At 46.2% G+C, this 13,209-nt stretch carries 15 protein-coding genes; 4 read left to right on the forward strand and 11 right to left on the reverse strand.

Features of this window, described 5'->3' with window-relative positions; genetic code table 11:
- Window positions 1–32 precede the first annotated feature (32 nt).
- The 8 genes from AAAA73_RS05230 to sohB all read right to left on the reverse strand — a co-directional run bounded on the left by AAAA73_RS05230 (window position 33) and on the right by sohB (window position 6,929).
- Window positions 33–476 carry a GNAT family N-acetyltransferase gene (locus tag AAAA73_RS05230; protein ID WP_340597129.1) on the reverse strand — a complete coding sequence of 148 codons (444 nt, stop codon included), beginning with the start codon at window positions 474–476 and terminating at the stop codon, window positions 33–35.
- Between the two features lie 224 nt (window positions 477–700).
- Window positions 701–946: a Sec-independent protein translocase subunit TatA/TatB gene (locus AAAA73_RS05235; RefSeq protein ID WP_340597130.1), complete on the reverse strand. Its 246-nt coding sequence runs from the start codon at window positions 944–946 to the stop codon at window positions 701–703.
- Window positions 947–964: 18 nt separating this feature from the next.
- The gene (locus AAAA73_RS05240; protein ID WP_340597131.1) at window positions 965–1,219 is read right to left on the reverse strand and encodes a twin-arginine translocase TatA/TatE family subunit; all 255 of its coding nucleotides are present in this window, start codon (window positions 1,217–1,219) and stop codon (window positions 965–967) included.
- A gap of 78 nt (window positions 1,220–1,297) precedes the next feature.
- The gene (locus AAAA73_RS05245) at window positions 1,298–1,786 is read right to left on the reverse strand and encodes a hypothetical protein (protein ID WP_340597132.1); all 489 of its coding nucleotides are present in this window, start codon (window positions 1,784–1,786) and stop codon (window positions 1,298–1,300) included.
- A gap of 170 nt (window positions 1,787–1,956) precedes the next feature.
- On the reverse strand, window positions 1,957–3,153 hold the full coding sequence (locus AAAA73_RS05250) for an ABC transporter permease (RefSeq protein WP_340597133.1): 1,197 nt from the start codon (window positions 3,151–3,153) through the stop codon (window positions 1,957–1,959).
- Window positions 3,154–3,182: 29 nt separating this feature from the next.
- Window positions 3,183–4,154 carry an ABC transporter permease gene (locus tag AAAA73_RS05255; protein WP_340597134.1) on the reverse strand — a complete coding sequence of 324 codons (972 nt, stop codon included), beginning with the start codon at window positions 4,152–4,154 and terminating at the stop codon, window positions 3,183–3,185.
- 23 nt (window positions 4,155–4,177) lie between these two features.
- On the reverse strand, window positions 4,178–5,866 hold the full coding sequence (locus AAAA73_RS05260; protein WP_340597135.1) for a peptide ABC transporter substrate-binding protein: 1,689 nt from the start codon (window positions 5,864–5,866) through the stop codon (window positions 4,178–4,180).
- Window positions 5,867–5,909: 43 nt separating this feature from the next.
- Complete coding sequence (gene sohB / locus AAAA73_RS05265) at window positions 5,910–6,929, reverse strand: protease SohB (protein ID WP_340597136.1); 1,020 nt, start codon at window positions 6,927–6,929, stop codon at window positions 5,910–5,912.
- Window positions 6,930–7,038: 109 nt separating this feature from the next.
- Here sohB and AAAA73_RS05270 point away from each other — a divergent pair, with 109 nt between their 5' ends.
- Window positions 7,039–7,755 carry a hypothetical protein gene (locus tag AAAA73_RS05270; protein WP_340597137.1) on the forward strand — a complete coding sequence of 239 codons (717 nt, stop codon included), beginning with the start codon at window positions 7,039–7,041 and terminating at the stop codon, window positions 7,753–7,755.
- A 33-nt stretch (window positions 7,756–7,788) separates the two neighbouring features.
- Here AAAA73_RS05270 and AAAA73_RS05275 read toward each other — a convergent pair whose 3' ends face one another.
- The 3 genes from AAAA73_RS05275 to ahpC form a co-directional block, all read right to left on the reverse strand.
- Window positions 7,789–8,502, reverse strand: a complete 714-nt coding sequence (locus AAAA73_RS05275; protein ID WP_340597138.1) for a VC0807 family protein — start codon at window positions 8,500–8,502, stop codon at window positions 7,789–7,791.
- 112 nt (window positions 8,503–8,614) lie between these two features.
- Window positions 8,615–10,186, reverse strand: a complete 1,572-nt coding sequence (ahpF, locus tag AAAA73_RS05280) for an alkyl hydroperoxide reductase subunit F (protein WP_340597139.1) — start codon at window positions 10,184–10,186, stop codon at window positions 8,615–8,617.
- Window positions 10,187–10,322: 136 nt separating this feature from the next.
- Complete coding sequence (gene ahpC, locus AAAA73_RS05285) at window positions 10,323–10,889, reverse strand: alkyl hydroperoxide reductase subunit C (RefSeq protein WP_340597140.1); 567 nt, start codon at window positions 10,887–10,889, stop codon at window positions 10,323–10,325.
- Between the two features lie 164 nt (window positions 10,890–11,053).
- Here ahpC and AAAA73_RS05290 point away from each other — a divergent pair, with 164 nt between their 5' ends.
- The 3 genes from AAAA73_RS05290 (at window position 11,054) to AAAA73_RS05300 (ending at window position 13,207) form a co-directional block, all read left to right on the forward strand.
- Complete coding sequence (locus tag AAAA73_RS05290; protein WP_340597141.1) at window positions 11,054–12,016, forward strand: hydrogen peroxide-inducible genes activator; 963 nt, start codon at window positions 11,054–11,056, stop codon at window positions 12,014–12,016.
- A gap of 107 nt (window positions 12,017–12,123) precedes the next feature.
- Window positions 12,124–12,477 carry a hypothetical protein gene (locus tag AAAA73_RS05295; protein ID WP_340597142.1) on the forward strand — a complete coding sequence of 118 codons (354 nt, stop codon included), beginning with the start codon at window positions 12,124–12,126 and terminating at the stop codon, window positions 12,475–12,477.
- Between the two features lie 130 nt (window positions 12,478–12,607).
- Window positions 12,608–13,207, forward strand: a complete 600-nt coding sequence (locus AAAA73_RS05300; protein ID WP_340597143.1) for a hypothetical protein — start codon at window positions 12,608–12,610, stop codon at window positions 13,205–13,207.
- The last annotated feature ends 2 nt before the right edge of the window (window positions 13,208–13,209 follow it).

Raw genomic sequence — 13,209 nt, forward strand, 5'->3', positions numbered from 1 at the left:
CTGATGCTATGATTGTCCAAGTTATAAGGGGTTTATTCAGGCAAAAGACTCATCGAAAAATGCGTTTCGGATTCGCCATCAATTTTAAACCCCAAGGCTTCATATAAACATTTTGCGCGGGTATTAATTTTAAAGACTCCAAGCTTTAGCGGAACACCCTTAGCACCATATTTTACAATAAGATCCTTGATGATCGCCGATCCTAGTTTACGATTTTGGAACTCTGGAAGGATCAAAATGTTAACGATAAAAAGAGTGCCATTTTCCTCATTTAGCTGCAGGTAGCCTACTAATTGATTAAAAGCTCGAAGCAATTGAATCTGTCCGGATTCAAAATCTTCCTTGAAAAATGCGTCCTGCCTTGTCTCTTCCCAACCCCATATTTTTTCGACATGCGGTTTTAAAGTAATGTGATGTACATTCTTCAGAAATTCATAGTCAGTGAGATTTGGTTTAACGATTTCATACAAAGACATAATTTAAGTTTATCCATAAGACGGAGGGTGGTCATTAAACAAATAGTTCAAAGTCATTCAGTGGCTAAAAACTCAGAGTCAAGGTGGTCAAAGGCGTTAGCAGAGCATTCACTCCGTCGCGCTGCCGCACCCGTAGCGGGTGTGGAAATGAGGTTCGTGCAATAAAAAAAGCCTTCTGGGATTCCCAAGAAGGCTTTTTGAAAAACTAAATTTGCAGCTAACAATTAAGAGTTGTGTGGCTCTTTGTTAGTTTGTGTTTGGTTCACTTGCTGACCTTGTTGCTGTTGGTGAGACACTTGTTGCGCCTCTTTAACATCTTTTACGTCAGCGTCGATTTCGTTCAAACCTTTTTTGAAGCCACGGATTGCTTGACCCAAAGATTGACCCAATTGAGGCAATTTGCTTGGACCAAAGAAGATCAAGAAAACAAGAGCGATTAATAGTAAGTGTGTAAGACTCAATGAACCCATTTTATTCTCCCGCAACTCTTATGAGTTGTGTGTTTCTTTCTGGCTTTGTGTTTGATTAACAGATTGATTTTGTGATTGCTGATTTTGATGTTGCACTTGTTGGTGCGTATCTTTGATGTCTTTTGGATCCACATCAATTTCGTTCAAACCTTGTTTGAAACCACGGATCGCTTTACCCAGGGAAGAACCCAATTGCGGAAGACGGCTTGGACCAAAAAATACCAAGAAGATCAAAGCCAATAATAGTAGATGTGTAACGCTGAACTCACCCATGAAAACTCCTCCCAGAGCTTTATTAAAGTCTACACGTTTTAGACCGCTCAGGGAGGAAAATCAATACAAGACTGGGGCTTATTGGGCTGTAGTCTCGCTAATTTCGTTCTGGTCCATCAAGTCGCTTTCAACACCTAGCGGCACGTCGTTGGCTGGCTTCAGGGCTACCACTGGCTCCTCAGAAACCGGAGTGATAACTGGAGTCGCCTCAGATTGAGTCACAGTCTTCGTAGGAAGCTGTTTTGCGACTGTAGAAGGGGCTTTTGGTGTGTTTGCAGTGTTATTCGCATTCACATTTGCTGGGCTGCCTTTTTTAAGGGCCTTCAACTTCTTATCGTACTTGGCTTTCACTGCAGCCAGGTCTTTTTGGTAGGCTTCACGGATCGCATTTACTTGGGCCGTGTTGTATTCATTCATGCAACCAGCATATGTGGAAGCCGCAATTTCCTTCGCTTTAGAGCGACACATAAGTTCGCCGGATGCAGGCACCTGGCTGGAATTCGCTGCCGCTGCAAACGTGTTATTGGCAAAAAGAATGGTGAAAACAAAAGACAAAACCGTTTTCATAAAGTCTCCCATGGAAAATCTGGAATTTCCTATTCCAAGTTCCATGCCTGGGGGAAAAGCCCCAGATTTGAGGAGGGGGCGGTGGTCGGGTGTTTTTTTCAGGGGTGAACAGCAAATTGGCAGTCGTTAGTAGGGCAAAAAAAAGCCCCCGAAGTCGGAGGCTTTTGAAATTAACGACGAACGGAATTTGGATCGAGAGCGTCTTGCAGGCCGTCCCCCAAGTAGTTGAAACTGATCGTGGTCATCAGGATCAGAATACCCGGCAGGATTGCTAGGAACGGAGCTTGGTAAATCAGCTCTTGAGCGTTGTTTAGCATATTACCCCAGCTTGGTGTTGGCGGCATGATACCTAAGCCCAAGAAAGACAACGCGGCTTCAAACAAGATGGATTCGCCCACACCTAAAGTGATGGATACCAGAATCGGTGCGATCACGTTCGGGAACATGTGGCGCACGATGATTGTGCTGTCTTTGGCGCCGATGGTTCTTGCAGCCAAAATGAATTCACGCTCGCGCAGGGAAAGAATATTTCCGCGCACCAGGCGGGCTACAGTCATCCATGAGAAGATACAAAGAATGATCACCATTTTGAATACAGACTCATTCTGAGTACTGACGATGGCGTTTAAAACCGGCAACTTTGTAAAGTCGATGGCTGCCATTACGATCAGGACCGGAATTGTGGGCAAGCTCAATAGTGAGTCTGTCACACGCATCAGAACCGTATCAATCCAGCCGCCGTAGTAACCAGCGATACTGCCGATCAAAAGGCCGATAAAAGCAGAGGCGATAGCCACCAGAACACCAACACCCATGGAAACACGAGTGCCATAAACCAGACGGATGAATACATCGCGGCCCAATTCATCGGTGCCGAACAAGTGGAAGGTGTCAAAGCTGCTGAAAGTTTTCAAAAGCTCTTTGGTTTCCGGGATGTCCAGGGACTTAAAGACTCCGATGGCTTCAGGAATTTCCTTGGCACCAACTTCATAGATAGAATCGATTTCTGGAACAGTGACCAGACCTTTTTCAACCAGGGCTTTTTGGATTTTATCAGCCGCTTCAGGATTCGCATTGATGAATTTCTCGATTTCAGTTTCGCGTATATCGGGTCCTGCTTGAGTGGATGTGAACGGTGCTACATAGCGATTCGCCACATTTTGCGCGTTCGGATCCAAACCTGTGATGGATTCAATTTGATTTGCAAAGATCGCAATCAACATAAAGAAAATAATAACAACGGCTCCAGCCACAGCCAGGCGGTGGCCTTTAAATTGGCGCCAGACCATTTTCCACATCGGCATGGCTTTGTCGATTTCGGCGCGGTCCTTGTCTGTTAATGTTGAGGCTACATTCACTTTATTCATAGTTAGTTCACTTCCTGACATCTTCAGACCTACTTGTAAGCGATACGCGGATCAGCGAAGCCGTACATAATGTCAGCCACTAAGTTCATCAATAAAACCATGCTCACTGAGATCACGAAGGAAATCATCGCAACGTTGTAGTCGTTACCGATGATGGAGTCGTAAACCAATTTACCAACGCCTTGGTACGCAAACACTGTTTCAGTCAGCAATGCGCCCGAGAATAAAGTTGAAATACTCAAAGCCAGGATGGTGATCAACGGAATCAAAGCATTGCGGAAAGCATGTTTCCAGATAACTGTTTTGTTGCTAAGGCCCTTGGCGCGCGCGGTGCGAATAAAATCATTGCGCATGGCTTCGGTCATTGCCGAGCGAGTGAAGCGCGAGAAACGACCAATTTGTTGAATGGACAAAGAAAGCACCGGAAGTACCAGGTACTTCGCACGGTCCATCACCTCGGCCCAGAAGCCCATATTTTCAACACCAATGGTTTGAGTGCCGCCGGCAGGGAAGATTGGGAATTTAACCGCGAAAATAATAATCAAAACGATCGCAAGCCAGAATGAGGGAATGGAAATCCCCGCGAAAGAAAACAAATTCATAAAGTAATCTGTTTTGGAGTTTGGTTTCAAAGCTGAAACCACACCCAGTGGAACCGCGATCAAAATAGACAAAGTCAAAGACGCTGCCGACAGGATGAAGGTGTTCCACAAACGGGGACCCATCAATTCCTGAACCGGCACGCGGTAAGTACGGCTGTAACCCAAGTCACCAGTCACAACGGATGCCATCCAGTTGCCGTAACGTTTGTAGATCGGTTGATCCAAACCATACAAAGACTTCAGACGGGCTACGTCCTCAGCTGTGATTTTGGGATTGGAGGCCACCATCATGTCCACCGGATCGCCGGGCATTAGGCTCATAAGTACAAAAACCACGTAGGATAGAACAGCTATCACAGCGAGTGTTTGCAAAATGCGACGAGTGATAAAAGTAGTCATGGGTAGCCTCTCTTAAATACGAATTACAAAGACCAATCTTCGATATAGTTAGTTTCGTAGAATTGGTGGCCGGACATTTTATAGTTCTTAAGGTTCTTAGGAACGATGGAAATGTCAGAGCGGTAGTACAACGGAAGTACAGGAACATCTGTCGTGTATTGTTTCAAAATATCATGAACCAAAGCCGTGCGTTTTTTCGCATCAAACTCCAGGTCCAAAGAATCCAGATCTTTATCAACCTGTGGATTTACCCAACCCATGTAGTTTTGACCAGACCAGCCGTTTTTATCAGAAGGAATAGCTTTTGAAGAAAGAGTGGAGCGCGGGGAGTTTTCCGGAGAAGAAACCCAGGCAAACAACGCCAAACCTTCAAACTTACGCTTCGACATAGTGTCACCGAAGAACACGCGTGCTGGTTGATTTTTAACCAGAACTTCAATGCCGTTTTGTTTCCATTGGTTTTGCAGGTAAACCTGAACCAACTCACGAGTTTTGTTGCCCGCAGTCGTTTGGAACGTCAAAGAAAGGCGTTTGCCATCTTTGGAGCGGAAGCCATCAGCACCCATTTTCCAGCCAGCTTCATCCAACAATTTACCAGCAGTACGTTTAGAGTACGGGTACAAAGTCACAACTTTTGGATCTTTGGTGAACCAAGGATCTTTAGGGGAGATATTGTGAACAGCTACTTCTTGGCGTCCTTCGAACAAAGCTTTTACCAAGTCGTCACGGTTGATGGAGTTCAAAAGAGCTTTACGAACGCGAACGTCCTTCAAGATTGGATTGTCCAGGTTCAAATCGATGTGTTCATACGTTACAGAAGGAACGAAGGTCACAGCGAAAGGAAGGCTTTCTGCTTTTACTTTCTTTTCGAAAGCCAGTGCCTGGTCGAAGTCCATACCCAGTACTGAAACCATGTCGATCGTGCCAGAACGAAGATTTGCTTCCATTGTTCCAGTTGAAGCGATCAATTTCACGATCACTTTTTGAATCACAGGTTTTTTGCCATAGAAATGTGGATTCGGTGCAAATGCCACGTGAGAACCCAATTTTACTTCCGTGATCACATAAGGACCGCTGTAAAGACCTGGGTTGGTTGGGTTACGAACGTAGTTAGAGTTCTTTTCGTAACCTTCTTTGGCTTTGCTGTGCTTTTCATACACTGGAAGTTCCAAGTGCGCTGGCACCGGGAAGAACTGAGCCAGTTGGTAGAAGCTCCAGATGGCTTTGTCGTATTTGAAAGTACATTTTTTTGGATTTTTTGGATCAACGTCGATTTTCTCAACCTGTGTCCATTGTTCTTTTTCGCCCACCGCTACGTTCGGGGAGGTTGCGATTTTTTGAGAAGCGATGAAGTCAGCACAGATAACTGGTTTGCCGTCGCCCCATTTAGCGCCGTCGATGATTTCCCAGTTAGCGACGATTTTCTTTTTGCCGCCTTCTTCGATGATTTTAGCAGTGCCTTTTTCAAGGGAAGGGATTTCCTTCGCCAATTGTGGAACCCATTTTCCATCCGGAGTCAGGTTCACCAAGGAGCGACCCACCATGCGGTACATGTAAGCAGAAGCAGACATGGACATGATGATCGGGTTCATGGTTTCAAATTCCTGAGAAATACCGATTTTAAGTTCGGCATTTGAAGGTGCTGCTACAGCTTGGGCGCTCAAACCCAACGCAGCTCCCAGCAACAATCCTTTTGCAAGTTTATTCAACATTCATTTCTCCTTGTTGATTTCTAAAACCGAGGGGCCGCAAACCTTAAAGGAAGCGGCGAGTTTCCAATTCTTCAACGATCGACAGAGCGCCTTTTTTCATCGCTTTGCCCAAAACACCTGTCAGCTTGTCGCTGATGGATTGTTTTTGTTCAAACTTCACTTTGATCACCTGGTGTTTATCAGCCAAGGTCATCAAATAATCATCGCTGGTACGAATTTCATCCACCAGACCTTTAGTGATTGCCTGTTCGCCGTACCAGTATTCACCAGTGGCAACTTCTTCCAGATTCAAGTTAGGGCGGAATTTGGATACGAAGCCTTTAAACAGAACGTGAGTGTCTTCAAGCTGTTGTTTGAATTTCTCTTCACCTTTTGGCGTGATTTCGCCCAAAAGACTGACCGTGCGTTTGTATTCGCCGGCCGTGTATTCTTTAAAGTCCACGTCGTGCTTTTTTAGAACGCGGTGAAGATTTGGAATTTGCGCCACAACCCCGATGGAGCCCACGATCGCAAATGGAGCGCACAAAATCTTGTTGGCTGTCACAGACATCAGGTAGCCACCGCTGGCAGCGACTTTGTCGACGCAGACTGTAAGAGGAATGTTTTTTTCACGGACGCGCAACAGTTGGGATGCTGCCAGGCCGTAACCATGAACCACGCCGCCCGGGCTTTCCACGCGAACCACAACTTCATCTTGTGGAGTTGCGATGGTTAGAATCGCAGTGATCTCTTCACGCAGGTTTTCAACTGCTGAAGCTTTCACGTCGCCTTCAAAGTCCACCACGAAGATCTTTTTCTCGTGTCCTTGCGCCTTTGAATCGTGAGCTTTACGTTCTTCTTTAAGTTTTTTCTTTAGCTCTTTGCGTTCTGCTTTAGAAACGGTGTGAGCTTTAAGGAGATTGCGGAAACCCTTGTATTTCTTATGTAAAAGCTCCACTTCAACTTCTGTTTTGTGGCCTGCTTTAGCTGCGAGGATGGCGATGACAATGATGACCGCCAAAATAGCAAAGAGGATAAGAAAGGTCTGTGCTGCGAAGATTCCGATGCTCTGCATTGCGTCCATTGTGACTCCTTGATGCAAGGGCTTACGTTATTAAGTATTCAGACAAAGGTCGAGCATCTTTTTTTGTTTGCTCAAAAAAAAGGAAGCATCCTGATAGACTGGGTCAAGAATGAATCCTCCTCGTAGTCTTCTCATTATTTTGTCCCTCACTTTATCTGCGACTCTTGCGCATGCCTTGGATGCTGAAGAGACTCGTTTGCGTGGTTTTGCTGAGCATCAAAAACGCCAGTCGCGCTTCGAGGAAGCTCGTCAGGGTTCCAAGCTTTCCTATCAGGAAGAAGAAGAGCAGTGGTTGATCGAGAAGGATCGCGAGCGCGAAGCCTATATTCGCAATAAACCTAAAGCGATAACGATGGATGAGAACTCTCCCGAATACCGAGCGTGGGAGCGCGAGAGAAAATCCGAAGAGCAGGCCTACAATCAGGCTCGCAACGAATACAGCGCGAAAATGCACAAACAGGAAAAGTTGGATCGTGAAGCCAAGGGGCTGCCAACACTGGCGCAAGAGTTGGGTTTGGATGAGGAGCGTCCGCGTTTTGATTTCGCAAAGCGTAATTTTGGAACGAAGAGTGCTTCATCTGGCTCCGGATCGGGGCGAGGTTCCAGTTTTGGTGGGGGAGGTTCTTCATTTCCGCCGCCGCCAACATTTGACGACTTCAGTGATGGCTACGTTCCGGCTCCAAACATTCAACCCGAAGACTTCGGCGACGTGCCGCCACCACCTCCGCCACCGATGGTGCCAGATTTCGATGGCAACTTCAGCAACGGTAGCGAGTTCATTCCACCACCGCCGCCACCTCCGGGAAATTTCGACGGGGATTTCTAAGGACAACAGTTCCCTTTTTGTACTGCAGCGCAGTTAGGAGTTCATAAGTTCTTCGGTGGTAAGACCGGAGTGCTTTTTAACTCCGTTCATTAAATACCAAAAGATACCCATCAGGAAAATCATCGAAGGCACCATGATGATCGCCATCGACCATGTGGTCATCTTGGCGATTTGCTCATTCAGGATCACTGATTGTGCATCGGCGGTCAGTGTGGTGTCGATATCCAGGAAGATGGATCTAGCCAGGACAAAGTTAAGAACGGCACTTAAAGCGAACGATAATGAAAGCAACATGGTGGATTTTCTCATGTGCTCGTGGAACTCGGCTTTCTTGCCGTGCTCGGCCAGTTTTTGCTCAAGCAAATCAACTTTCATCACATTCGGATTCAAGAAAAGACTTTCGATGAATGGCTTTTTGGTAAACGCCGAACCAAATACGAAAATACCTACCAAGGCAGGAAAGGCAGCTTCTTTAACTGCAAACCAGAATCCATGAATGCCGACAAATGCCAGTCCGCCGGTTAAGCCCACATTCAGAAGACCCAAAATAGAAAACGCATTCACTTTGCGGCGTTTGATCAGATCATAGATTCCGTAAATAAGCGGGAAGGCCAAAGCCAAAATCAGAGCGTAGCCCGGTCCGATATGCTTCGTAAGTTTGTTTAAAATCAAAACCGGCAACAGGATATTAAAAATCAGGTTCAGCCAGCTGTTTTCAGGTTTTGTTTGTGCTTTGGTGTCAGTCATCGGGAACCATCTTTGTCGGCTTCGCAGCAAAATGCAAGCACAGGCGCCTGGCGCTTTTTTGATACACACTGCGAAACCGATGTCGGTTCCGCAGTGCGACAGTATCTTTTGGTTAAGCGTGGTCGTACATGCGATCTTCGAAAGCCGCCAAGGCAGCTTTCGCGCCTTCGCCCATGGCAATCACGATCTGCTTGTACGGAGTGGTCGTCACGTCGCCGGCAGCGTAAATGCCTTTCACGTTCGTGCGGCACTTTTCATCGGTGATGATTTCGCCAAACTTTGTCAGCTCCACGGTGCCTTTTAGGAATTGGCTATTGGGAACCAGACCGATTTGTACAAACACACCATCCAGATCCAGTTTTTCCAATTTGTTAGAGGTGCGATCTGTGTATTCCAGTTGATGAACCTTCGCGCCATCGCCGACAACTTTTTCAGTTTTAGCTCCTGTGATGACAGAAACGTTGGCTAGGGATTTTAGCTTATCAACCAAGATGCGATCCGCTTTTAGTTCGTTATTGTATTCAATCACAACCACTTCGCGAACGATGCCGGCAAGGTCAATGGCCGCTTCAACGCCAGAGTTTCCTCCGCCGATAACCGCAACTTTTTTACCTTTATAGAATGGACCATCACAGTGCGGGCAGTAAGCCACACCGCGACCCATGTATTCCTTTTCGCCTTCAACACCCAGTTCGCGCCATTTCGCACCAGTGGTCACGATGATGGAGTCCGCGACAAGATGCTCGCCACTTTCAAGCTCGATCGTTTTGATCTTGCCCTCAGTTTTGATGGATTTCACACGGCGATTTTCAAGTACGCGTACCGGGTAGCTGGAAACGTGTTGATTTAACTGCGCCGCCAGTTGAGGGCCTTCAGTGTAAGTCACGCCGATCAGGTTTTCGATACCTTTGGTTTCTTGAACCTGGCCACCGATTTTTTCAGTGATCATCGCAGTGCTAAGGCCTTTGCGAACGGAATAGATCGCAGCAGAAGCCCCTGCAGGACCACCGCCAATAACCAATACGTCGAAGTGACCCAGGTTTTTGTTCACAGGTTCGGAAGGTTCAGTGGAGGCGTTTGCATCCACACCGAATGTTTTTTCAAGCTTTTCAATTAAATCCAAAACCGAGATGCGACCGGAGTGGAACATCTTGCCGTTGCCAGCCAAACTTGGAACACCTTGGATGCCCAGTTTTTGAACTTCGTCCTGCACATAGCCACCATCGATCACTTCGTGCTTCATGTTTCCATGAGCCAATGTGATCAAATTCAGCGCCTGAACAACCTCAGGGCAGTTTTCGCAAGTCAAAGACATGAACGTTTGCACGGTGATGCCTTTGTTCAAACGGCGAACGCGATCCACCAGCAAGCTATCAAGCAGTTTGCCTTTGCCATCGGTATTCAGGATGGCCAGGATCAGTGAAGTGAATTCATGACCGCCGGGAATACCTTTAAAAGAGATGCCCGTCGGCTTGCCTTGGTAAGCGATGTAAAATGACGGAACCGGGGAGTTGTTACCGGATTCTTTAACTGTGATGTTTGCAGAAGTCTCGGCCACGTCATTCAACATTTCAAGAAGGTCTTTGTGATCGTCATGAGTGCTGTTGTCGATGATGAGTTCAACTGGATTTTCAAGTTTGCCAAAAACTGAAACAAGTTGTTCGCGGAGTGAAGAGTCTAACATAAGTGCCTCCTTATAAAAAAACGACTTTAAAGCTGCCATCCAGAAGCTGAATAGTACCTTTAAAATCGCCACATGGAGAGCTGGTGCGGAGGAGAGAGTCCGCCGCACCAACCGTCAAAAACGTTCAGGTTAAAACTTAGATTTTACCAACTAGATCCAAGCCAGGTTTCAAAGTAGATTTACCTGGAGTCCATTTAGCTGGGCAAACTTCGCCTGGGTTCGCAGCGATGTATTGAGCCGCTTGAGTTTTGCGGAACAATTCATCAGCATTACGGCCGATGCCGTTGTCTTGAACTTCAGCCAAAACGATTTTACCTTGTGGGTTGATCAAGAAAGTACCACGGTAAGCAAGACCAGCTTCTTCAATGTGAACACCGAAAGCGCGAGTCAAAGTACCAGTTGGGTCAGCCAACATTGGGTATTTGATTTTTTTGATAGTTTCAGAAGTATCGTGCCAAGCTTTGTGTGTGAAGTGAGTGTCTGTAGAAACACCGTATACTTCTACGCCCAATTTTTGGAAATCAGCATATTTATCAGCCATGTCACCCAATTCAGTAGGGCATACGAATGTGAAGTCAGCTGGGTAGAAGAAGAAGATAGCCCATTTACCTTTAAGGTCAGCTTGAGAAACAGTTTTGAAACCGTTGTTGTGGTAAGCTTCTACTTTAAAGTCAGGCACTTGTGTGTTGATCAATGTTTGCATTTATTCTCCTCAGAATAATGGTGTGTTAATAGGGAATCCCCTGGGGGATCAATCCTTGGTACTTGGTTAGACTAGAAGATCTGAGAAGATTAGTAAAATAGATTATAAATATACCTTGATAGATTTTCTCTATTGACCTAGAATCCTTATAAGACAAGGGGTTTATGGTGAAATTAAAGGTGAACTTTTCTTTGACGCAGCTCGAATATGTTATGGCTGTCCATAAGTATGGACACTTCGCCAAGGCCGCAGAAGCCTGTTTTGTAACCCAGCCCACTCTGAGTATGCAGATTCAGAAGCTCGAGGACGAGCTGGGTGTTGTTATTTTTGATCGTACCAAGAAACCCATCTTGCTGACGGATGCTGGTAAAAAGCTGATTTCTCAAATGCAGACGGTTCTGTTTGAAGCGCGCAAAATTGAATCAATTCTTTTGGAAGGAACCAAAGGGTCCCGCAAGGGGATTTTAACTGTGGGAGTGATTCCAACGGTGGCGCCTTATCTATTGCCGCGTCTTTTGCCGGTGTGTGTGGAGACTTTGCCGGATCTGGAGTTGAATATCAAAGAAATGCAAACGGATCATATCATCGAAGCGCTTAACAAAGACGAAATCGATGTGGGTGTGCTTGCGACTCCGACAGAGGTGGCGACGATGTTCGAGTATCCACTGTACTACGAACCGTTCTATGTTCTGTGTGATAAGAATCATGATTATGCCCAGCAAAAGAAAGTCAAATATCAATCCCTGGCTATGGATGACATCTGGCTTTTGGAAGAGGGCCATTGTCTGCGCAATCAGGTTTTGGATTTGTGTTCAGTGAAAAAGAAAAAAGGCATCGAGCGCAAATACAAATTTGAAAGTGGCTCTTTGGAAACACTTAAAAATCTTGTGGATCTGTATGGCGGCTACACGCTACTGCCGCAACTTGCAACTCACACCATAGGCGAGCGCAGCCAGGTCGTGCAATTTGAGCGTCCGATTCCCGCACGCGAAATCGGCCTCGTCTGCCGCCGCGAACATTACAAATCCGAACTAGTAGAAGCTCTCGGCGAAGCCATCGTGAAAGCCATCCCCGAAGAACTACGCAAAATAAAACAAAAAGACCTCGACGTCCTCCCTATCACCTAAACGCACCGCTCCGTCCAAAAGGCGCCAGCCGGTTTTTGGGAAGTTGCTATTTTAGAGTTGTTCACTGAACATGATTTGGTTGAGCTAATTAAACCAAGGAGTCTTCGGTGAAAGCATTCGGATTGATGGTAGGGATCTTATTTGCAACTTCAACTTCTTTTGCAGCGGCGGCGTATCGTTGTCAGATTACGAAAAGTGATTTGGGCACGGCAGAGACCGTGACCCTGATTGAGGATTGCAAAGATGGTCTGACCATGAAGATCACGGGGGCCGGCGAGACTCTGGTTTCAAAAGAAGTGAAGTACGATTGGCGCCATTCTGATGAGAATGTGAAGCTGTTTAAATCTGCGGATCGCAAAACGCTAGTATACGTGCAAAAGCATAACGTGGGTCTCACGGCCGAAGTTCATGATGTTAACTATATGATTAGAACAAACTACTGCCAGCAGATCGCTTGGTAGATCGCAATTCGTCTAAAGTTTAAACAATCAAGTAAGCATTGCATGGACCTCAGGGGGAACTCTGAGGTTTTTTTACACTGTGGTATAAGGTAGACGGTTTGTTTTTCTAACTTACTGTCGGAGTGGCCTTATGAATACAGTGAAATCGGTTCTTTCGGTGATGATTTTGTCCCTTGCTGTTGTCGGTTGTGATTCCAATTCCAACAATGGTGGCAACGCGGCTCCTTATCCACAACCGGGTGTGATCGGGCCTTACGATCAAGGTCAAATGCCTCCAGAGGGACAGTACGGTCAACCAGGCCAGCCTCAAATCAATCAACTGACAATCCAGCCGGGTAAATACCAGGCGACAATTCGTTGTGAGAACCAAGTCTCTCAAAAACAGATGCAGGATGTGACAATCGAGATCAGCTTCAAACGTGACGGCACTTACGTGCAGGATATCAGTAGCAATGACTATCGTTGCAGACAGAATTGCCTGATGGTTGCAGAAGGCAGTTACAGTTCTAATTCTGGTGCAGTTACATTGAATCAGACGAGTTTGATCAATGAGTATGGCAACATGTTGCAAGGTGCGCGTAACAACAATTTGCGTATCGAATCTGTGGTTCAAAATCCAAAATCCAGAAAAAACCCGGATGTTGTACTAAGAGATGGTGGCACTGATAACGTGTGTGCAGGTCCATTCAAAATGTTCCTTAAAAAGCAAACTGCGCGTTCCCGTCGCTAGTT

Origin of the sequence: Bdellovibrio sp. GT3 (assembly GCF_037996765.1) — a bacterium.
Lineage (GTDB): Bacteria > Bdellovibrionota > Bdellovibrionia > Bdellovibrionales > Bdellovibrionaceae > Bdellovibrio.